The sequence below is a fragment of the Aggregatilinea sp. genome (genome assembly GCF_036822615.1).
Lineage (GTDB): Bacteria > Chloroflexota > Anaerolineae > Aggregatilineales > Aggregatilineaceae > Aggregatilinea.
The window spans coordinates 1-20,546 of sequence record NZ_DAISHJ010000092.1; the positions used below are offsets into that span (position 1 = coordinate 1).

The following is a 20,546-nucleotide window of genomic DNA, read 5'->3' on the forward strand; positions in this document are numbered from 1 at the left end:
TCACCGCGACCTCACCCCCAGCCCCTCTCCAGTCTGGGCTGGAGAGGGGAGAAAACCGTATTCCACCCGGTTTTTGTTTTGTTCCCCTTCCCTCCGCTTGCGTGGGGGAAGGGGCCAGGGGATGGGGGCAGCGCGCAGATTGCCGGATTCAAGAGTTAAAGTGCATTGTTCCACCCGCTGAGCGAACCGCCGGGTTATCCCGACGAAACCGGCCATCCTGCCGTTCTTCCCGTTCCAGCGCCGACTGGAGCGGTGAATTGGGCCGCCGGGCGCGATCTGTTTGTCTTTTTGTTCTTGCTTTTGGCGAACGGCTAACCGCTGCTTTTGTGAGGAGACTGCATGAGACGTCGTTATGGAGTGTGGGGCGTGCTTGGGATGGCGGCGCTGTTGGTGGCGCTGCTGGCTGCGTGTGGATCGTCGGATTCCGGGGATTCGGGCGTGGTGTTGATCGAAGACGGCGCGGACCAAACGCTCGTCGCGCAGACGGCGTGGGCGCAGCAGCATCCGACCGTCACGCCGGGACCGTCGCCGACGGCCTCGATCACGCCGATGCCGTACGTGATGCCGACGACCTCGCCGGACGTAGACACCACGCAGCCGATCACGCGCGTAGGCTCCGAAGAGATCACGCTGGACGACTACCAGAAGCGCGTCCGGTTCGAGCGCTGGCTGCCGCTGCGCCGCCTCGCGCGTCAGGTCGAGTCGCAGGGCATCGAGCAGACGCTCGACCTGACGCTGGCCGACAATCAGAACACACTCGCGCTGTTTGCGACCCTGGCCGACAGCTACAGCTTCGGCGTGCAGGTGCAGCGCATCCTGGTGATCGAGGCGATCGCCACGCAGGAAGCGATCCGGCGCGGGCTGGAAATCGACCCGACGCAGTTCGACGCCAAGCTCGCGCTGTATCTGGGCCTGCAAGTGGGCGACGGCGGGCAGCTTCCGCCGGAGTTCGACGAGAAATACGCGGCCTTCCTGGACGAGATGAAGACGTACACCGGGCTGTCGGAAGAAGAATTCCGGCACATCGTGCGCGCGCAAACGCTGTACGACGAGCTGAAGTTCCTCATCGGCCAGGAGCCGGAAGCGGTCCAGACCGGCGAGGTCAACGTTGGCGTGAGCGTGCAGGATATTCTGGTGAGCAGCGAGGCCGACGCGGAGCAGGTGATCGCGCGGTTGGAAGCCGGGGAAAAGATGACCGACATCGCCGCGTCGTTTGGGCTGACCTCCTCCAACGGCGAGACGTCGCGCACGATCGGTATGGGCGACAAGTCGCTGCCCGCCGACGTCGTGAGCGCGGTCTTCGATGCGGAAGCGGGCGAGATCATCGGGCCGTTCGAGCTTGACGCGGGCTGGTACGTGGCGAAGGTCGGCCAGCCGGTGTTCGACGTGCCGCAGCCGGAGGATCTCGACGCGATGCGTCAGCAGTACTTCCTCGATTGGGTCGAGAGCAAGATGGACGATCCCGATTACACGGTGGATTACGACAACTGGGTCGAGCTGACGCCGCAGGAGCCGCTCCCGCGCGACGTTTCGCCGCTGCTGGTCGAGGAAAACATGGTGCTGCCCGCGTCGTCCAGCGCGCCCGAAGATCTGGGGCTGGCCGATCCGCAGCTTCAGGCGGAATTGAATGCTGCCGCGCCGGAGGGCACGGTCGAGCCGCTGCCGGAAGCGACCGAACCCGCGCCGGACGATATGACCGACGCGACCGCCGCCGCGACAGAAGCGGCCCAGTAGGCGGGGGTGCGGATGGGCGATCAAAGCCGAGGGGACGTGCTGCGTGTCGCGCTGGTGGGCACCGGCTTCGGCGCGCGGGTGCAGCTCCCCGCGTTTATGGGACTTGCCGGGACGTCCGTCGCGGCGCTGTGTGGCCGGTTCGCTGAGAAGACGCGGCGCATCGCGGACGAGCACGGCGTGCCGGGCGCGTATACCGACTACCGGCGCATGCTGGACGAGGTGCAGCCGGACATCGTGAGCATCAGCACGCCGCCGGTTTTGCACGCCGAGCAGACGCTGGCGGCGTTCGAGGCGGGCGCGCACGTGCTGTGCGAAAAGCCGCTGGCGATGAACGTGACCGAAGTGCGGCAGATGCTCGACGCGGCGCAGCGCCGGAAGCGCGTGCACGTGGTCGATCACGAGTTCCGCTACTTTCCCGCGCGGTACTACCAGCGCGTGCTGGTCGATCAGGGCTATGTGGGCCAGCCGGTGCTGCTCGAAGCGACGTTCATGTCCCCGATGCGCTGGAATCTGGCGCACCCGTGGACGTGGTGGTACGACGAAGCGCAGGGCGGCGGGCTGTGGGGCGCGATCGGCTCGCATTACGTGGACGCGTTTCACTGGCTGCGCGGGCGCGATCCGCGCGCCGTGACGGCGGTGCTGAGTACGTCGCCGCGCTACGCCAACCGGCCCGCGCCGGACGGCGATGGTACGCTGCCCGTGACCGCCGACGACAGCGCCGTGGTGACGATCGAGTATGCGAACGGGCTGCGCGGCGTGATCAACCTGTGCGCGGTCGCGGCGGGTGAGGCGCGGCGGTTGGCCGTGCACGGGACCGAGGGCGCGCTGGTGGTCGAGGACGATCTGCGGCTGATGGGCCGTAGGGGCGACGAACCACTGCACGAGATCCCGATCCCGCCGGAATACGAGCCGCCGATGTGGGTGCCTGAGGGCGTCTTGAACCTCGGCCCGTTCGCCAAGCTGGCCGGGCTGATGATCGACGCGATTCACGGGCAGTCGGTGGTGCAGCCGCCGACGTTCGAGGACGGGCTGATCGTGCAGCGCGTGCTCGACGCGGCGCGGCGGTCCAGCGCCGAGGGGCGGCGGGCCGAGATTGCCTGATGGCAGCGGTTAGCTGTCAGCGATTAGCCGTTAGCCACAAGCACCAACCGCGCAGCCGTAGGGGCGGGCTTGCTCCGCCCGATGTGCACAGAGCCGGGTAGGGCAAGCCCTACCCCTACAAAACGCAGCGTAGGTGGTTTTGCACCCATCGGATTTGGTTATCCGCTGAATGGAAAGGGCGCGCATGAACAGGAAACAGCGATTCACCTTTGCTTCGGGCCTGCTGATTACCGCGCTGGCCGCGATCACGATTCTGGGGCTGGCGATCCCGGCGGGCGCGGCCCCGTCCGCGCAGGACATTCCCACGCCGACGCCCTATCCGGCGGAGAACACGCCGTATACGCTGGACGTCGTCGGCGGGCAGGACGCGACGCTGACATTCCCCGCCGTGGAGCAAGAAGGCTTCCGGCTGGGCGAGACGACGGCCCTCTCCAACTATCCGCGCGGCATGGAGTTTCGCGTTACGGCGGAATCGGACGGCGGCCCGATCCAGGATGTGATCTTGTTCGTGACCCTGGTGCACGGCACGGGCAACCGCGCCGTCGCGGAGTGGGACGCCGAGGCGCAGGAATGGGTGGCGCGGATCTGGGAAACGGGCAACATGCAGCCCGCGTGGACGCCGATTTCGGTCCACTGGCGCGTGCGCGACGCGGCGGAAAACTCGATCGATACCGAGCCGCAGCCGGTCGAGTATGCCGACACGGGCCGCGAGTGGTTCCGCATGGAAAGCGAACATGTCGTGTTGTACTGGACCGGCTTCGGGGAAGACGATCCCGACACCGTCGCGCAGACGATGGCCGACGCGATGGCCGCGACGCACCCGCGCCGCGTGGCGGGTTTTGGCCGCGCGCTGAGCTATAAGCCGGTGGCGGTGGTGTACCCCGACCGCGAAACGCTGGCGGAGACCGTCGGCAGCGGGGCGGTCAGCGACCGGTTTGCGGGCATCACCAGCACGGAATGGGGCATGAGCATCCAGGTGCTGCGCGGCACGGATTACGCGCCGGGCAACGAAAACTGCGTCTGGGCAACCAAACCCGAAGACTGGACGATGGAGCGCCGCATCAACACGATTTACAGCGTGACGACGCACGAGGTCACACACCTGTACCAGTTCGACGTGCTGGGCGGGTCGCTGGGACCGCAGTGGTGGTCGGAGGGGCAGGCGGACTGGTTCTCGCTCGCCCCCGGCAACTACGACGAGCGGCTGCGTGCGTTGGAGCCGCTGCAAGACATGCCCTCGCTGACGGGCGAAATCGGCTGGACCCGCATCGAGGCGGACGGCTGTTACGCGCTGGCCTACGACATGGGCGTGTCGTTCATCAACTTCCTGCTGACGAACTACGGCGGCATCGAGACGCACCTCAAGATCGCGGAGCAGATGCGGCTGGGCACGTCCGTCTATGCCGCGGTAGAGGACGTCACGGGCAAACCGTTCCTGGACGTGGAAAACGAGTGGCGCACGTATCTCGGCTACCCGGCGCTGACCCTGGCGGACATCGATCCGGCGTCTGCGCTGGAGCCGCCGCTGGATACGAGCATCGCGGAAGGCGATACGCTCGTGCTGCCGTCTACGCCCTTCATGGCGCCGCTGTACGAGGAACCCGGCCCGTACGTGCTCTCGAACGCGTCGTGCTTTGCCGGAACGCAGGTGACGGTCCTGCGCGCGGGCAGCCTGGACGGCGTCGATTACTACGAAGTGGACTGTATGGGCATGACCGGGTGGATGTCACGCGATCAGCTTATCGGGCCGGAGTCGTAGATCGGCCCCCGTTGCGCGCCGACAACTGGCGAAGTGCCTGAACACGCCCCTCCGCTGCCACCCGGCGACGGAGGGGCGTTTGCGTTTCCAGGCGGGATCGAGGGGCGCGCGTGGGGTGTTATGTCCATCCGCGCGGCAAAAGTATATCGTTTGTCACTTCAAATATGCGGAAATGCGGACGTACGATGATTAATAGACACACAGCCGTGGCTGCCGCGTGCACCCCAGCCTCATACTCCCCCCGCACCGTTCACCGTAGCTGCAAGGAGGCTGCCATGTCCCGCTCGTTCGTTTCCGTCGCCGTACTCATCGCCGCGCTGACGCTTGTGTCGGCCCTCTACACGTATTACCGCGCCCAGGTTTTCACCACGTCCGATCAGCTTGCCCGCAAGGGACTCGTCGCCACGCGCCGCGAGACCGCGATCTTTTACGCCGGGGTGACGATCGTCGTCGGGATCGTCAGCTACTACATCTATCGCGCGATGGTGCGCGCCTCACCGGACGCGGCGGCAGCCCGGTTTCTGCTGCTGGCGATTGCCGTGGGGCTGGCCCTGGAAATGATGGCCGCGCTGGTGTTCAAGATGAAAGGCATCGCGGATTTTACCGTGCTGCACCTGCTGCACATTGCGGTCTACGGCTGGATGCTGCCGCACGTCTTTCCGCTTTGAGCGGGATCGCGCGCAGGCTGGAGCTGCGGCGGTAAAAAACGCGCCCCAGCCGGGTCGTCATCAGGACGATTTGCCAGGGCGCACATTGACCGGTATCAGCGCCGGATAGGCGTGGGCGGGTCGCTGGCTGCGCGTTATTTCGCCAGGACGCGCGCCAGATCGTACAGGTCCTGATCCAGCGGCCTGGGCTTGCCGACCGAATCCTCGTGTTTGACGGTCGTGATTTCGCCTGCGCGCTGCACGGCGATCACGCCGCTTTCGCCCGCGTCCAGGCATGTCACTGCCTTCGCGCCCAGCCGCGTCCCCAGGGTGCGGTCGAACGCGCCGGGCATGCCGCCGCGCTGGACGTGCCCCAACTGCGTCACGCGCAGCGAAAATCCGAGCTTTTCCTCGTGTTCCGCGAAGTAGCGCGCCAGTTCCTGCGCGTCCAGGCTCGCGCCTTCGGCCACGACGATGATCGCGTGCGCCTTGCCGCGCTCGTAGGCCAGCCGGATCTCGTCGGCCAGCAGTTCGGGGTTGGTTTCAAATTCCGGCAGCACAACGGCTTCCGCGCCGCCCGCGATGCCCGCCATCAGCGCGAGATAGCCGCTGTTGCGCCCCATCGTTTCGACCAGAAACGCGCGCTGGTGCGAGGAAGCGGTGACCTTCAGGCGGTCGATGGCTTCCAGCGCGATATTGAGCGCCGTGTCTACGCCGATGGTGATATCCGCGCCGAACAGGTCGTTGTCGATGGTGGAGCCGATGCCCACGACCTGGAAGCCCATCTGGTGCATCGCGTACGCGCCGGTCTGCGAGCCGTTGCCGCCGATGACGACCAGGGCCTCGATGCCGCGCTGATTCAGCTCGCGCAGGGCTTCGCGCCGCCCCTCTTCGGTCTTGAATTCCGGCGCGCGGGCGCTGCCCAGCACCGTGCCGCCGAGTTGGATGATGCCGCCCACGTCGCGCGCGCCCAACAAACGGAAATCGCCCGACATCAGGCCCTTGTACCCGTGATGTACGCCGTAAACCTCCCAGCCCCGGTCGATGCCCGTGCGCGCCACGGCGCGGATCGCGGCATTCATGCCGGGGGCGTCGCCGCCGCTGGTGAGGACTGCTATGCGTTTCATGATTTTTCTCCCCTCACTGCCATACGCTGCCAGGCGGAATCTCCGCCGCTGGCGCTGTCCAGAGTACTATACGCAATTTCCACGCGCCAGGATGCGATTCCGCACCTTGATTTTAACATGCTCGCACTACCTTCTGCTGACCGGCCCGGTTGCGCCGCACGCCGGGTCCATGCACAATCGATTCCGCGCGGCACGAAAAGGGGGATCGATGGGCATAGTTCTGGCAGTGAGTATCGCGGCGGCGCTGGTGTTGATCGGGGCGGGGGCGTGGACCGAGGTTCGTTCGCGGTGGGCGGTGGCGCTCGTGCCGGTTCCCGTGGTGGATGAAGCGGCTCCGGCAGCGCCGGAGCCTGAACCGCTCGCGTCGCCGGGCCTGCCGCGTACGCTGGCGCTCGGCGTGCGGGCGGCAGTGCGGAGGCACCCCGATCCCATGCTGGCCGTGATCGAGACGGTCATCTGGATGCTGGTTGCCGCGACTTGGATCGATCACCTGCGCGCGCCGCGATCCGGGGTCGTGGCGCAGGTGGTGTGGGCGCTGACGATCGTGCCGCACGAAGCCGGGCATTTGCTGTGCGCGCCGTTCGGCTGGACGCTGCAATTCGCGGGCGGCTCGATCTGGCAGGCGCTGATCTTCGTGCTGCCCGCCGTGGTCGCGTTCGTGCTGCGGCGGCAGATCAGCACCTCGCTGTTGTTCTGGGCGATGGTGGGGCACAGCTTCCTGAACATGGCCCCGTATATTGGCGACGCCAGCGCGCGCGATCTGCCGCTGTTGTTCGGGCTGAGCAAGGATCACCACGACTGGTGGAACCTGCTGGGGCATTACGGACTGCTGGACTACGACAGCCTTTTTGCGGCGGCAGCGGTGATCGTGGGGTCCGCGATCCTGCTGTGGGCGGTCCTTACGGGGATCGCGGCGGCGTGGCTGCTGCCGCGCCAGGGGATCGGGGCGTCGCCGCGTTTCGAGGGCGGATTCTGGCGCGCACTGTGGGATGCGCTCCGCGCCGGGGCGGCGGAGGACGGCCTGGAAACGGACGGCGGCGAAACTGGGATGGCGTAGGGGCGTCTATGGGTGCTCATGATGCGCAATTCACAGACCTTCACCGCCGTTCGATCCGACTGCGCGATTACGATTACAGCCAGGGTGGGGCGTATTTCGTCACGATCTGTGCCCATCACCGGGCGTGCCTGTTCGGGGACGTGATCGGGGACGGCGTGGAGTTGAATACGTTGGGGTGTATTGTCGAGGATGAATGGTTACGAACGCCCGCGATTCGTCCGCAGGTGACACTCGACGCGTATGTGATCATGCCCAACCATTTCCACGCGGTGTTGTTCATTGATGGGGATCGCGCGCATCCCGTAAGGGCGTATTGCAATACGCCCCTACACAAAAACACGCCAGCCGACCATGTTCCTTCACTCCGTTCACCGTCGCAAACCATTGGGGCAATCGTGCGGGGGTTCAAGGGAGCTGCAACAGCAAAAATCAACCGCAGGCGGCTCACGCCCGGCGATCCGGTCTGGCAGCGTAATTATTACGAGCACATCATCCGGGGCGACGACGATCTGGGCCGCATTCGTGCTTATATCGCGCTCAACCCGCGACATTGGGCGCTGGACCGGGAAAATCCAGCAGCGCACAAAAAGAGGCTCCCAAACGGGAGCCTCATGGATTAAACGTCGGTTCCGGGTGTTATTTCATGCGGAAGGCGGAGGCGATCAGGTCCGAGTCGAACTGCTCGCTGATTTCGCCCTCGACCGCGTAGCGGTAGAGCGCCGCGACGTAAATGCCGTTCAGCGTGGAGCTGATCAGACCCAGCCCGACCAGCACCGCCACCAGCATCCCGACCAGCAACACGACCCCGAACACCGAGCCAGCCGAAGCGATGAAGATGATCATGGGCACGGTGGCGACGATGATCGCCAGCCCCAGCAGCCCGAAGATCATCCCGATGCTGAAATTGCCCACGATCTGTTCGCCCCAGGTGCGCTTGAGCAGGCTGGTGCTGCGCTTGATGGCATCGACCGGGCCGATATCTTCCACGACCAGGATGGGCACAACCAGGAAGGTCGCCAGATTCCACCCGAAGCCGATCACCGATGACACGATGCGCCCCACGAGGCCGCCGCGCTCGCTGATGGCGCGCAGAATGACGCCTACCGTCGCGGAGATAGCGGCATAACCGAGAATCTGGCCGACGTGGGTGCGGGCGATGTCGATCCCGTCGCGCAGGGTGGGATCGCCGCCGCGCAGCCGGATCATCGCCGCGCCGACCAGCGCCGTGTTGGTGAAGATCACCACGGTGTACATCACGAAGTAGAACAGGAAGCCGACGATGATGCCTGCCGGGCCGAACTGCCCGTTGGTGCTGACCTCATCGAACAGACCCGCAAGCGCCATCGGCACCGCGAAGGTGATCATGATGATCACGCTGGCGATGAAGGACACCAGCGGGAATAGAATCAGCTCCTTATCGGAGCGCAGCACCGCGGCACTGGCTTTGACCAGCTCCCAGCTTCTCGAAAGTCTAGTGAACATGAGGTCCCCTTTTGCAATGACTCTATGACTGCCTCCAAGATATTTTTATTATGCTTCTAACTTCATATTTGTGCTGGAATAGTGGATACCATTCGACTGACATTTACCTGACAGCCGCGTGAATCCCCGACCCACATTGCCCGATCTGGCACCTGCCCGTATAATGCGCTGGGATCGACTGCCGCGCCTCCGGCCCGGCGATCGCGTCGAATTTACTACCTGCGACCCTGCGGGTTGGGGTATTATGGACGTATAAAGCCTCCCTGTGTAGTGGATCGGCCCGGTGCTGTACGGGGCAGCGCCACGACCTGTCGTGACGCGCTCGCTCTCCGCATTTTTTCCGACTGGCGCGCAAACATGTTCGATCGGGGGAGCGCGGTTCAAAAGAGTAGCCACTACCTTGTTTCAGGAATAAAAATTTTGTACGGCCAAAATATCACTTTTGTGGGCATCGCTGAAGGCTAGCCAGCAAAAAGTGAGGATCGTATGCGTTTGATTCTGGTCCGAAATGGGCAATCGCAGAATGGCGACCAGGGGGAGGACCACGGCCTGTCCGAACTGGGAAAGCAGCAGTCGGAGCTGCTTGGGCAGTGGATGAGAGCTTATGAGCCGGGGATCACGGCGTTGGTCAGCAGCCCTGCGCGCTGCACACGCGAAACGACGTCCATCCTCAGCCGCTACATCGATGCGCCGGTCAGCGTGGACGACGACCTGCGCGATTCGGATCGCCACCTGTTGATGGAACTGCCGCGCCTGGTGCATCCCAGCGATGTGGGGCCGCACTACTACATTCTCCCGCACGACAACTACTACCAGCGCTTCGCGGAACAGACGCGGCGCGTGGTCAACCGGTTGATCGAAAACCCGTCCTCGATTCGCACGGTGGTCGTGGTATGCGAGACGGGCTTCGCCGCGACAACGGTGCGGATGCTGCTGCGCTGCCATCACATGCACATCTGGATGCATCACACGGCCATGCACTACCTGACGTGGCAGGAAGGGCTGTGGGATCTGCGCGGGGTGAATTACATCCCGCACCTCAGCCACGATATGCTGACGATTTAACCAGGACCAGCACCAGCAGTTCGCCGTCAGCGATCAACGTGTTGTGTTTACTTTGTATGGCCGCAGTTGTGCCCGTTGCGGACAAAAAAGCCGTGCGTATGTGCACGGCTTTGATTTTGCTCCTCGCCAGAGCGTGTTATGCACTTCTGCCCCCTTTCCCCCACGCAACCCTGTTGCGCCGGACCCCGGAGGGAAAAACGGGCGGAGCAAGCCCCGCCCCTACGGATCATGAGATCAGTGGACGAGCGAGAAATTAGTTCTCTCGCTCAAAAAGCGCATAACGGCCTCTAGAGTAAATGGCTAACGACTGCTTGCCGCTACACCTTCACCAACTGCGAGAGGTACTGGCGCATCATGAGCGCGGCGGTCGCGCCTTCGCCCGCTGCCGACGCCGCCTGCTTGGTGCTGCCCGCGCGGATGTCACCTGCCGCAAAGACACCCGGCATACTCGTTTCCAGCGTGGGCTTGGTGACGATAAAGCCCCACTGGTCGGTTTCGATGCGGTCTTTGAACGGCTCGCAGTTTGGCTCCATGCCGATCAACACAAACACGCCGTCGGGGTGATCGATGCGCTCCTCACCGGTGCGGCGGTCCACGAGGCGCACCCCGTCCAGCTTGCGGTCCGGCGTCACCAGGAGTTCTTTCACCTGCTGCCCGGTCATGATCTCGATGGCGGCGCAGTCGTGCACTTTTTGCTGCAGGGCAAGGCTGGCGTGCGCTTCATAGTCGTATTCGAGGATGGTTACCTTGTCCGCGAACTGGCAGATGTGCAGCGCTTCCTGAAAGCCGCTGTTGCCGCCGCCGAACACGTAGACTTCTTTGCCCTTGTAGAACGGCGCGTCACACGTCGCGCAGAAGTGCACGTTGATGCCGATCAGCTTGGCTTCGCCACGCACGCCCAGCCGCTTGTAGTGGCTGCCCGTGGCGATCAGCACGGCGTTGGCGCAGTAATCGCGCCCGCTGGCGGTCCGCACGATGCGGTACGCGCCGTCGTCGTCGATCGCAACGACTTTCTGTGCCTGCAAAATCTCCACGCCGAAGCGCTCCGCCTGCCGCCGCAGCCGGTCGGCCAGATCCGCACCGCTGACGCCCTTGTCGAAGCCGGGGAAGTTGTCCATCTGGCGCGTCAGCCCGACCTGCCCGCCGACGCCGCTCTTTTCGATCACCAGCGTCGAAAGCCCCTCGCGGCTGGTGTAGATCCCGGCGGTCAGCCCTGCCGGGCCGCTGCCGATGATGATGATGTCGTAGAAGTCTTTGCTGGCTTCCAGATGCAAGTCGAGCTTGGCGGCCAGCTCTTCGTCGCTCGGCTCGACCAGGATCGAGCCGTCGGGGAACAGGATCGTGGGGATGCTGCGCATGCCGTGGTTGATGCGCTCCACCTCGGCCACGGACTCGGGGAACTGCTCGATGTCGATATACTCGTAGTGCACGCGCTGCTCGCCAAAAAACGACTTGGCGCGGCGGCAGTCGGGACACCACGCGGCGCCATACATGCGGATCGTCTCAAGCGGCGCGCCAATCGATTCGTTTGCTGCGTCAGTCATGCAATTCCGTTCCTTTGTGCTGAATTGATACTTTAAGTCCAAAATATTAAGCGATCCCGGGCCGGGCCGCAACGTTTCGCCATGACAGCCGAACCGGTTGGGCGGGCGTTTGGCATCAGGAAAACGAGAGGGTCACGAGCGGGAAAAGTGGCTATATTTCATACTGTGACCGGCTCACCTGGGATAACCCTATGACGCATCCATCCGCACCATCACCGGAACGAGACAAGGGCACGGCGCGCATCGAGGCCTTCAGCGACGGCGTGCTGGCGATCATCATCACGCTGCTGGTCTTCGGGATTCAAGTGCCGTCGCGGGAAACGGTCGCGCAGGACGGTTTGCTGCGCGCGCTGCTCGACCAGTGGCCGATGTACCTGGCGTTCACAGCCAGTTTTTTCTTCATCCTGGTGATGTGGATCAACCATCACCGCCTGTTCCTGGCGATCCGCCGCTCGGACAACACCCTCATGCTGTTGAACGGACTGCTGCTGTTCGGGATCAGCCTCGTGCCGTTCCCCACGGCGGTCGTCGCGGAATACCTGGATCACCCCGAGCAGACCGTCGCGGTGATGGTCTACAACGGCTGGTACTTCGTGATCGCCATTTTCTTCAACCTACTGTGGCGCTACGCGGGTCATCACAACCGGCTGTTCGACGCGCAGACCGATCCGGCGCTGGTGGCGTTCATCACGCGGCAGTACTCCGTCGGCCCGCTGCTGTACCTCGGCGCGGCGCTGCTGGCGTTCGTGCATCCACTCGTCAGTTTGCTGGCGAGTATCGCGCTGGCGGTGTTCTTCGCGCTGCCGAACCGGGACGTGGATCGCCTGATCGGGCAGTAGGGGGCAGGCCGGGGAAATAAGTAGGGGCGTTGTGCACGCCCCTACGGAAAACGTTATGCGAGTGGCCCGCGCAGTGAGCTACCGGGTGGCCCAGGTAATCAGGCCGGTGTGGATCGGATCGGCCAGATCGGCGTGGTGGGGCAGGACGCGGACCGATACGCCGCGCCGCCCGGTGTTGGCATAGTTCAGCGACTTCGAGAACTCGTGCACGTTCTTGCGCCCGTTCCCGTCCGGGCCGCAGTACTGCATGTTGCGCGCTTCCCCGGCGACGATCTGCCCCCGGCTGTCGAGCGGACCGTAATAGACCTGAACCTCCACGTCGTCGGGCGTCAGATCGCCCAGGTCCACCCACGCCTGCACGTTGAGGTCTTCGTTGACCTTCAACTGCTCCGGCTTCACGTCCACGTTGACGATCTTGACCTTGCTCCACTTCGCGCGCACGGTGTTCTGCCAGTCCGCGAAGGTTTTGCCGCGCGTGATGTCCGGCTGGATGAGTGTCTGGAAGCGTTCGTGTGACGGCATGTAGTAGTCTTCAGTGTACTCGCGCACCATGCGATAGGTGTTGAAGAACGGCGCGAGCTTCTTCACGCTGGACTTGATGCGGCTGATCCAGTCGCGGGGCAGACCGTCGCGCCCGCGCGTGTAAAAGCTGGGGATGAGATCGTCTTCGAGCAGGTTATAGAGCGCCTGCGCCTCGATGTAGTCCTGAAGATCCCATTCTTCCTGATCGTATTCCTCGCCGCTGCCGATAGCCCAGCCCAGCGACGCGTCGTAGGCTTCCGCCCACCAGCCGTCGAGGATGCTCGCGTTCAGGCCGCCGTTGTAGATGACCTTCATGCCGCTGGTGCCGCTGGCTTCCTTGGGGCGGCGCGGGGTGTTCAGCCACACGTCGATGCCCTGCGTCATGTAGCGGGCGATGGACATGTCGTAGTTTTCGAGGAAAACCATGCTGTGCCGGAATTCGGGCAGCTCCGCCGTTTTGACGATCTCCTTGATCAGCTCCTTGCCGGGGTGATCGTGCGGGTGCGCCTTTCCGGCGAATATGAACTGCACCGGGCGATCCGGGTTGTTGACGATGCGGGCCAGCCGTTCCTTGTCGCGCAGGATGAGCGTCGCGCGCTTGTAGGTGGCGAAGCGCCGCGCGAAGCCGATGGTCAGCGCGTCGGGGTTGAGGATTTCGCTCGCGCCCTCGATCTCGGCCTGGGTTGCGGCGCGGGCCTGAAGCTGCGCGCGTAGCTTGCGCCGGGCCAGCGACACGAGGCGCTCGCGCCGCCGCTCGTGGGTGCGCCACAGCTCGGCGTCGGGGATGCGCTCCACGTCTTCCCACACCGCCGCGTTATCCGGCTCGTCGCGCCAGACCGGGTCGAGGTAGCGGTCGTAAAGGCTCGCCATCTCGCCGCTGAGCCAGCTTTCGATGTGGATGCCGTTGGTGATCGCGCCGATCGGGATCTCGTGTTCCGGCACTTCGGGATAAACCCACTGCCACATCGTGCGGCTGACCGCGCCGTGAAGCTGGCTGACCGCGTTGGTGGCGTGGCACAGCTTGAGCGCCAGTACGGGCATGCTGAACAGGTCGAAGCCGCCCATGTTCTCGCGCCCGAGGTCATGGAATTCCTCGCGCGTGAGACCGAGCGCTTCCCACAGGTAGGGGAAATGCTCGTCGATCAGGTCGTAGCCGAAGCGCTCCAACCCGGCGGGCACGGGCGTATGCGTGGTGAACAGATTGCCTGCCGCGCAGACATCCGCCGCTTCCCAGAAGTCCAGCCCGGGATGCTCCTGCATCATCACGCGGACGCGTTCCAGCGCGAGGAAGGCGCTGTGACCCTCGTTCATGTGGCAGACGGTCGGGCGAATGCCAAGCGCTTCCAGAAGCTGCATGCCGCCGATGCCGAGCAGGATTTCCTGACGGATGCGGGTGCGCTTGTCGCCGCCGTAGAGGCGGTCGGTCAGGTCGCGGATGCCGTCGGGATTGTCGGCGTGGTTGGTGTCGAGCAGGTACAGCGGCACGCGCCCCACCTGGACCTTCCACACGCAGACCTTCGCGGTGACGTCCGCGATGGGCAGCTCGATAATCAGCGGCTCGCCGTCGGCGTTGTAGACCTGCTGCACGGGCAGGTTGGGGTAGTCGTTGATCGGGTACGACTGCTGCTGGTAGCCGTCGGCGTTGAGGTACTGGTGAAAGTAGCCCTCTTCATACAGCAGACCAATGCCGACCAGCGGCAGGCCCAGGTCCGACGCGCTCTTGAGATGGTCGCCGGACAGCACGCCGAGGCCGCCGGAATAATTACGCAGGCATTCGGTGAGACCATATTCCATCGAGAAGTACGCAAGGTACGGCTGGTCGAACTCGCCGTAATGGCGGCGGTACCACGTGCGCGCCTCTTTGCTCATGTAGGCGTCGAAGCGGCTGCAGACGCGGTCCAGATTTGCCATGAAGGCTTCATCGTGGGCGGCAGCTTCCAGCGCTTCCTGGCCGATCAGGCCCAACTGCCAGATAGGGTTGTGCTCGGTTTCTTCCCATAAATCACGGTCCAGGCGACGGAACAAAGCCATTGCTTCGTGATCCCAGGACCAGTGCAGGTTGTAGGCTAACTCGCGGAGACGCTCAAGGCTCGGGGGTAGATTGGGTGAAACATCTACCATCGCTACGGGTTTAATCATGTCTAAGCTCTCCTGTAGATACAGGCGGCCCCTTGTCGCCGCGCAGCGCGGCCAAAGGAAACGGTTTCAGGGGGTCGAAAAAGGCGTGCTTAGCATAGCAGGGGGCGTGCGTTTTGCCAATTAAAACGTTTTACAAACGCATTTTGTGCGCTGGACAACAAAAAACCGGGACCCAATGCAGCAGGCCCCGGAATGGAAGACGCATGTGTGATATGAGGTCGATTGTGCGCTACGAATCTGTTTTGAGGGTCATCAGGAACGCGATTGTGTCGTTTATGTCGCTTTCCGGCCAGTCCGCAAAGCTGGGCATGATGTTATCGAAGCCCTCGACGACATACGCGCCGGGATCGACCAGCGACTGGTGCAGGTACGCAACGGCGTCCATGCCTTCGACCATGTTGCCCGCGTCATTGCCGATGTCTTGCAGCGACGGGCCGACGATCACCTGATCGGATTCGATCGAGTGGCAGGACGCGCAGTTGGCGGAGAACAGTTCTTCACCGTGACCGGCATCGGCGTTGTCGATGTCTTCCTGGCTGACGGTCTGGGCGATTTCCGTCCCGGCCTGTTCCAACTCGTCGCCTACATCAGCCGCGGTGTCTGATGCCTGGGTCGCGGCCTGTTCCAGCGCTCCGGCGGCTTCCGTCGCGGCGGTTTCCAGCACGTCGCCCGCCTGATCGGCAGTGTCGGCTACATCGGTAGCCAGATTCTGGACGCCTTGCTCAAGATCGGTGTCCGTGTTGTCCGACTCGTCGTCGCTACCGCATGCAGCCAGGGCGAGGACGAGCACCAACGCACTCCCTAACAATGCCATTGACCAGCGTCGTTTCATTGAGAATACTCCTTCCATCCATTACGATTACGTCTCAGTTCCGGCCCGCCTGAGCGGGGAATGCGCTTTCTACCATGCGTGTGGTGACGTATGGCGTCAAACGCTTCGCAAACAGACTATAACAGGGCGCGTTGGCGCATGCCCAGGTGCACGCGGCGGAAACTGACGGTAGGAAAGGCGCACGGATCTTACTATAATGGTCCTGTTCGTTCGTCCGCTTCGTGGACGGTTATCCGGCCAGCGTCGCACGAATATACCTCCCGTTACGTGTCGCTGGGTTCTCATAGTCATATGCTCCTTATCGCCCGTTGAGTTTCTGTCGTAGCCATCGTACGGTCGATCGCATTGTTATCAATAGTTCGAGCGAGATTGAGTCCTTACGTGCACCGCTACCTGCTGCTTTGGGCAGCGGCAGCGATCATTCTGTTTACACTGATCTCCGCGCTGCCGCAGGTTCCATCCGCCATTCCGCAGGGACGTGACAGCGGCATCTACGCCTACATCAGTTGGATGGCCGAAAAAGGCGTCAACCTGTACCGGGACGTCTGGGCCGACAACAAGCCGCCCGCGCTGTATTACGTCAATGCGTTCGCGTTCGCCATCTTCGGGCCGGATCGCTGGGCGCTGTGGTTCGCCAACGCGCTGCTGCATCTGGCGACGGTGGCGACGGTGTTTGCCGTGCTTCAGGCGGTCTACCGGCGTTCGACGGTGTCGCTGACCGGCGCGATGATCTATGCCGTGCTGGCGCGGCATCCCGCGCTTATCATCGACGGTAACCTGACCGAATCGTATGCGCTGCTGCCGCAGGCGTTGTGTATGGCGGCGGGGTACTGGTTCCTGCACCGGCCTTCGGACAAGATGGCGCTGGCGGTGGGCATCACGGCCAGCGTTGCTTTTATGACGCGGCAGACATCCATCGGCGCGCCGATGATGCTGATTCCCGCCGTGCTGGCGGTGCGCCATCCCGTGCTTTACGATCCGAAGCGCTGGCGCTGGCTCGCGCTGATGATCGCGGGCGGCGTGGGCGGACTGGTGGTGCTGGTCGGGCATTTATGGCTCGAAGGCGCGCTTTCGATCGCCATCGACGCGATGGTCAACGTGCCGTTCGAGTTCCACCGCTGGGTCGATCGCAAGTTCACCCCGGCCTGGGCGACCGTCTTCACCACCGTGACGTCGAGTAATTTCTGGCTGGCGATGGGCGCTTACGTGCCGTTCGCGCTGGGCGGGCTGGCCCTGGCTGCGCGCCATACCGTGTCGATCCTCAACGGGCGCATCCATCACGCCGACGAAGCGGCCACGCGCCGCACGTGGGAGGTGTGGATCGCGCTGACGTTCATAGCCGATCTCGCGCTGGCGAACTCGACCAATAAGAGCCACGGGCACTACTTCCTGTCGCCGATGCTGGCGCTGTCGTTCATGATCGCCGCCGGACTGGTGGCGATGTTCGATTCACGCCGCCGGACGCGCTGGGTACGCTGGGGAAAGCACATTTATTGGGTGCTGGCGATGACGGTCGCCATCGTGATCCAGGTGCTGGGTTACAAGGCGATCGATTCGCTCTCCGAGAGCAAGCTGGCCGGGAAGGCGATCATCGATCCACTGCCCGCATACGTGGCGGCGCACACCGATCCCGACGACATGGTATTTGGGTGGGGCGTGGGGTCGTCGCGGATCAATTTCCAGGCGGGCCGCCTCAGCCCGACGCGCTTCCACTACGGCTACCCGCTGATCGTGCCGGACGCGCCGACGCAGGCGCGCATCGAACAGACCGTCAAGGATCTGGAACGTAACAAGCCGGTGATGGTGATCGATACGACGTTTATCGACGGCAAGCGCGTGCCGCCGCTGGACCCGGAACGGCGCATCGCGTGGTGGGCGCTGGGCGGGCGGCGCGACGTGGCGAACCTTCAGCCGATCTTCCATTTCGTCGCGGATTACTGCGAGCTGGTGGATCGCGTTGAGAACGCGGACATCTACACCTGCCGTTACGACGGCGACGAGAAAAAAGACGATGACAAGAAGGACGATAAGCGCGAGGATATGCCGCCAGCGGATGCCGCCGCGTCGTGACGGCGGGCTGCTCGACGAGGGAATTTGTAGGGGCGTATAGCAATGCGCCCCTATGCATATTGGGCGCATGCTGGGGCAGGGCGCAAAAAAAACGGGCGGATCATCGATCCGCCCGAAACGTGCTGTGATGCTGCCGCCGCCGTTACGCGGCTTCGTCGGGTAGGGGCGCGGCGGGCATGGCGGGCGGCTCGATGGCCGGGATGCCGGAGAGCGGCAGCGCCATCGTAAACGTGCTGCCTTCGCCCACGATGCTGGCGACGCTCAGATAACCGCCGTGCGCCTCCGCGACGGCGCGCGCCACGAACAGGCCCTGGCCCAATCCACGCGGATCGATCAGCTTGCCGGAGGGCGTCACCGCCTCGCCGCGATAGAAGCGCTCGAAGATGTGCGGCAGATCACGCGGATTGATGCCCACGCCCGTATCGTTGACTTCCAGCAGCAGATAGCCGTCGCGCACGCGGCCCATGCGGATCAGAATCTCGCCGCCCGGCTCCGTGTACTTGATCGCGTTGTCGATCAGGTGGCCGAGCGCCCACTGTAAGCGCCGGTCGTCCCCGACGATCTGCAAATGCTGCCGGTTGGAAACCATCACGCCGATTTGCAGATTGGCTTTTTTCACGCGCGCGTCGAAGCCGCGCAGCACGGTGAACATCAGCGCTTCCAACGTGACTTCCTGCTGTCGCACGGCGAAACTGCCCGCGCCGATCTCCGAGATGTCGAGCAGCTCCACGATCATGCGGTCCAGCACGGCGACGTTGCGGCTGATCGCTTCGAGGAACTTGCGGTTGGGCGGGCCGTCTTCGGAGACGGCGAGCATCACGTCGCTCATGCCCTTGATCGCGGCCAGCGGCGTGCGTAACTCGTGACTCATCTGCGTGACGAACTGATCCTTCAGGCGGTCGGCCAGCGCGTCGCGCGTGACGTCGCGCAGCATGAGCACCGTGCCCAGCCGGTTGCCCTGCGGATCGGCCACAATCGCCATCTGCGCGCCGATCACGCGGTCGTTTACCTCGACACGCTGCGGCTCGCCGAGCGTGATCTCGCCATCCAGCGCGCGGCGGCCTCGGGCGGCGGCAAACATCTTGCCCAGGTCACTTTCCCAGAACGAGCGCACCGATCCCAGCAGGTCCCGCGCGGCCTGGTTGATCATGACGATCCGGCCTTCGTTGTCCTGCATGATCACGCCCTCGCTGATCACGGCCAGGATGCCGTTCAGCCGGGCGATGTCCAGCGTTTGAGCTTCGGCGGCCTGCTTTAGCCGCTGTAGATCCTGCATGGACGCGGGCGGGGCCTGCTTTTTACGGCGCAGCCCCTGGTACAACCGCCCGAACAGCCGCCCGGCGTTGGAGCCGAGCGCATCCACCGATTGAACCATGTCAACGACCGGACCGGTGGGCGGCGGTGCGGGATCGCGCGGAGCAGCCATCAGGCCCCCTCGTTAGGCGCACCGGTCTTGGAATCGCCGCCGGATACGGGCGGCTGAGGCGCGCGCGCGGCCTGAAGCCGCTTCTTATCGCGTACGGTGTCGAGCAGGTTCTTCAGCTCGAAGAGGTCCGGCAGCGGCTTGTGGATGATCTTGTCCACGCCGCAGTCACGCAGCATTTCCTGGTGTTCGCCGTCGGTCAGGCTGAACGCCGTCATCAGCACGATGGGCATCGACTTCAGCGCGTCCAGCGAGCGCATACGCTTGGCAATCTCGTTGCCCTTATGCCCCGGCATACGGATATCGAGCAGGGCCAGCTCCGGCAATTCGCCGCTGTACGTGCCCGCTTCGATGTCATCCAGCCAGTGCCAGGCTTCGTGACCGTTACGGAATTCCAACGGGTCATACCCCCACACTTTGAACATCACTTTGACGATATTACGAATATCGTCCTCGTCCTCAACCACGAGCCAGAGTCCCATGACTCTCCTCCGTCCCGCCCTGTCTAATTAATACGAACCCACTGACTTTAGCCCTATCGAACGTGCCAAGCATGTATGATAGCATACCGCTTGAAATTCAGCAGTTCGAGGTGGTTGCCAAGCAGAAATGTGACTTGCGAATTCATCCGACACTGCCTATAGTGTAGTGTACTGCACGTGAAGTTGCGATCTCCAATTGACACCACCCGGGCTGCGCTTTGTAACCGCGCAATCAGGCTTCGCCCAGGGTGACCGAGGGAGTAAGATAACCGTTGTCCACGTGGATGGTAGTCGAGGACGAGCCAGAAATTTACGATGTCCTGCTCGCCATGTTCGAACTGTGGGGCGTAAAAGGAGTGTCGTTTGTCGATGGCACAGAAGCGCTCGCGTGGATCGATGATGTGGACCAGGGTCGGGTGCGCCGCGAGCTGCCCGAACTGGCGCTCCTCGACATACGTTTGCACGAAGTGAGCGGCACGCAAATCGCTGCGCGCCTGCGTCGCAGTCCCTTTTTGAAAGACATCCCCATCGTGCTGATCACCGCGTTCCACCTGTCCCCGGACCAGGAGGCGCGTACCATCGCGGAAGCCCAGGCGGACCAGTTGATGTATAAGCCGCTGCCGAGCATGCCCGACCTGCGGCGCGAGCTGGATCTGCTCATCGAGCGCCGCAAAGCCGCCGCGCGCCCTGCCGAGCCGCCCGCTGCCAAGCCCGCGCCGCCCG

The 20,546-nt window shown here is 63.6% G+C and carries 17 protein-coding genes; 10 read left to right on the forward strand and 7 right to left on the reverse strand.

The genetic code is table 11. From position 1 onward, the window contains the following. Positions 1–339: 339 nt before the first annotated feature. The 4 genes from V7116_RS19310 (at position 340) to V7116_RS19325 (ending at position 5,262) form a co-directional block, all read left to right on the forward strand. Positions 340–1,734, forward strand: a complete 1,395-nt coding sequence (locus V7116_RS19310; RefSeq protein WP_324393604.1) for a peptidylprolyl isomerase — start codon at positions 340–342, stop codon at positions 1,732–1,734. Between the two features lie 12 nt (positions 1,735–1,746). Then, on the forward strand, positions 1,747–2,835 hold the full coding sequence (locus V7116_RS19315) for a Gfo/Idh/MocA family protein (RefSeq protein ID WP_324393605.1): 1,089 nt from the start codon (positions 1,747–1,749) through the stop codon (positions 2,833–2,835). Positions 2,836–3,019: 184 nt separating this feature from the next. Next, positions 3,020–4,594 carry a hypothetical protein gene (locus tag V7116_RS19320; RefSeq protein WP_324393606.1) on the forward strand — a complete coding sequence of 525 codons (1,575 nt, stop codon included), beginning with the start codon at positions 3,020–3,022 and terminating at the stop codon, positions 4,592–4,594. 275 nt (positions 4,595–4,869) lie between these two features. Further along, on the forward strand, positions 4,870–5,262 hold the full coding sequence (locus V7116_RS19325; RefSeq protein ID WP_324393607.1) for a hypothetical protein: 393 nt from the start codon (positions 4,870–4,872) through the stop codon (positions 5,260–5,262). A 134-nt stretch (positions 5,263–5,396) separates the two neighbouring features. On the opposite strand, the gene V7116_RS19330 is transcribed toward V7116_RS19325, so the two are convergent. After that, the gene (locus V7116_RS19330; protein WP_324393608.1) at positions 5,397–6,368 is read right to left on the reverse strand and encodes an ATP-dependent 6-phosphofructokinase; all 972 of its coding nucleotides are present in this window, start codon (positions 6,366–6,368) and stop codon (positions 5,397–5,399) included. Positions 6,369–6,576: 208 nt separating this feature from the next. On the opposite strand from V7116_RS19330, the gene V7116_RS19335 reads away from it, so the two are divergent. Next, positions 6,577–7,425 carry a hypothetical protein gene (locus V7116_RS19335; protein WP_324393609.1) on the forward strand — a complete coding sequence of 283 codons (849 nt, stop codon included), beginning with the start codon at positions 6,577–6,579 and terminating at the stop codon, positions 7,423–7,425. Between the two features lie 8 nt (positions 7,426–7,433). After that, positions 7,434–8,045: a transposase gene (locus tag V7116_RS19340; protein ID WP_324393610.1), complete on the forward strand. Its 612-nt coding sequence runs from the start codon at positions 7,434–7,436 to the stop codon at positions 8,043–8,045. A gap of 16 nt (positions 8,046–8,061) precedes the next feature. Here V7116_RS19340 and V7116_RS19345 read toward each other — a convergent pair whose 3' ends face one another. Further along, a complete protein-coding gene (locus tag V7116_RS19345; protein WP_324393611.1) occupies positions 8,062–8,907 on the reverse strand; it encodes a DUF6159 family protein in 846 nt (281 codons plus the stop codon). 486 nt (positions 8,908–9,393) lie between these two features. On the opposite strand from V7116_RS19345, the gene V7116_RS19350 reads away from it, so the two are divergent. Further along, positions 9,394–9,972, forward strand: coding sequence for a histidine phosphatase family protein (locus V7116_RS19350; protein WP_324393612.1), 579 nt, complete (start codon positions 9,394–9,396; stop codon positions 9,970–9,972). A gap of 317 nt (positions 9,973–10,289) precedes the next feature. On the opposite strand, the gene V7116_RS19355 is transcribed toward V7116_RS19350, so the two are convergent. Then, positions 10,290–11,516 (reverse strand): FAD-dependent oxidoreductase, encoded by a 1,227-nt coding sequence (locus V7116_RS19355; RefSeq protein WP_324393613.1) that lies wholly within the window; start codon positions 11,514–11,516, stop codon positions 10,290–10,292. 191 nt (positions 11,517–11,707) lie between these two features. On the opposite strand from V7116_RS19355, the gene V7116_RS19360 reads away from it, so the two are divergent. Continuing rightward, the gene (locus tag V7116_RS19360) at positions 11,708–12,355 is read left to right on the forward strand and encodes a TMEM175 family protein (protein WP_324393614.1); all 648 of its coding nucleotides are present in this window, start codon (positions 11,708–11,710) and stop codon (positions 12,353–12,355) included. A gap of 78 nt (positions 12,356–12,433) precedes the next feature. Here the strand turns inward: V7116_RS19360 and glgP are convergent, their stop codons facing one another. After that, on the reverse strand, positions 12,434–15,016 hold the full coding sequence (glgP, locus tag V7116_RS19365) for an alpha-glucan family phosphorylase (RefSeq protein WP_324393615.1): 2,583 nt from the start codon (positions 15,014–15,016) through the stop codon (positions 12,434–12,436). A 229-nt stretch (positions 15,017–15,245) separates the two neighbouring features. Beyond that, positions 15,246–15,848 carry a c-type cytochrome gene (locus V7116_RS19370; RefSeq protein WP_324393616.1) on the reverse strand — a complete coding sequence of 201 codons (603 nt, stop codon included), beginning with the start codon at positions 15,846–15,848 and terminating at the stop codon, positions 15,246–15,248. 381 nt (positions 15,849–16,229) lie between these two features. Between V7116_RS19370 and V7116_RS19375 the strand changes: the two genes are divergently transcribed. Further along, positions 16,230–17,918, forward strand: coding sequence for an ArnT family glycosyltransferase (locus tag V7116_RS19375; protein ID WP_324393617.1), 1,689 nt, complete (start codon positions 16,230–16,232; stop codon positions 17,916–17,918). A 142-nt stretch (positions 17,919–18,060) separates the two neighbouring features. Here the strand turns inward: V7116_RS19375 and V7116_RS19380 are convergent, their stop codons facing one another. Both V7116_RS19380 and V7116_RS19385 read right to left on the reverse strand, forming a co-directional pair. Then, positions 18,061–19,344, reverse strand: coding sequence for a sensor histidine kinase (locus V7116_RS19380; protein ID WP_324393618.1), 1,284 nt, complete (start codon positions 19,342–19,344; stop codon positions 18,061–18,063). Then, positions 19,344–19,823 carry a response regulator gene (locus V7116_RS19385; protein ID WP_324393619.1) on the reverse strand — a complete coding sequence of 160 codons (480 nt, stop codon included), beginning with the start codon at positions 19,821–19,823 and terminating at the stop codon, positions 19,344–19,346. Before V7116_RS19385 ends, V7116_RS19380 begins: the two co-directional genes overlap by 1 nt. Positions 19,824–20,095: 272 nt before the next feature. Here V7116_RS19385 and V7116_RS19390 point away from each other — a divergent pair. Continuing rightward, positions 20,096–20,546 (forward strand): response regulator (locus tag V7116_RS19390; protein ID WP_324393620.1); only part of this gene is annotated, 451 nt, incomplete at its 3' end.

Bases quoted from the DNA above. Each gene is read 5' to 3' on its own strand.
- V7116_RS19315 (WP_324393605.1), top strand. From the start codon at position 1,747: ATGGGCGATCAAAGCCGAGGGGACGTGCTGCGTGTCGCGCTGGTGGGC.
- V7116_RS19340 (WP_324393610.1), top strand. From the start codon at position 7,434: ATGGGTGCTCATGATGCGCAATTCACAGACCTTCACCGCCGTTCGATC.
- V7116_RS19370 (WP_324393616.1), bottom strand. From the start codon at position 15,848: ATGAAACGACGCTGGTCAATGGCATTGTTAGGGAGTGCGTTGGTGCTC.
- V7116_RS19330 (WP_324393608.1), bottom strand. From the start codon at position 6,368: ATGAAACGCATAGCAGTCCTCACCAGCGGCGGCGACGCCCCCGGCATG.
- V7116_RS19380 (WP_324393618.1), bottom strand. From the start codon at position 19,344: ATGGCTGCTCCGCGCGATCCCGCACCGCCGCCCACCGGTCCGGTCGTT.
- V7116_RS19335 (WP_324393609.1), top strand. From the start codon at position 6,577: ATGGGCATAGTTCTGGCAGTGAGTATCGCGGCGGCGCTGGTGTTGATC.
- V7116_RS19325 (WP_324393607.1), top strand. From the start codon at position 4,870: ATGTCCCGCTCGTTCGTTTCCGTCGCCGTACTCATCGCCGCGCTGACG.
- V7116_RS19355 (WP_324393613.1), bottom strand. From the start codon at position 11,516: ATGACTGACGCAGCAAACGAATCGATTGGCGCGCCGCTTGAGACGATC.
- V7116_RS19320 (WP_324393606.1), top strand. From the start codon at position 3,020: ATGAACAGGAAACAGCGATTCACCTTTGCTTCGGGCCTGCTGATTACC.
- V7116_RS19360 (WP_324393614.1), top strand. From the start codon at position 11,708: ATGACGCATCCATCCGCACCATCACCGGAACGAGACAAGGGCACGGCG.
- V7116_RS19385 (WP_324393619.1), bottom strand. From the start codon at position 19,823: ATGGGACTCTGGCTCGTGGTTGAGGACGAGGACGATATTCGTAATATC.
- V7116_RS19310 (WP_324393604.1), top strand. From the start codon at position 340: ATGAGACGTCGTTATGGAGTGTGGGGCGTGCTTGGGATGGCGGCGCTG.
- V7116_RS19345 (WP_324393611.1), bottom strand. From the start codon at position 8,907: ATGTTCACTAGACTTTCGAGAAGCTGGGAGCTGGTCAAAGCCAGTGCC.
- glgP (WP_324393615.1), bottom strand. From the start codon at position 15,016: ATGATTAAACCCGTAGCGATGGTAGATGTTTCACCCAATCTACCCCCG.
- V7116_RS19350 (WP_324393612.1), top strand. From the start codon at position 9,394: ATGCGTTTGATTCTGGTCCGAAATGGGCAATCGCAGAATGGCGACCAG.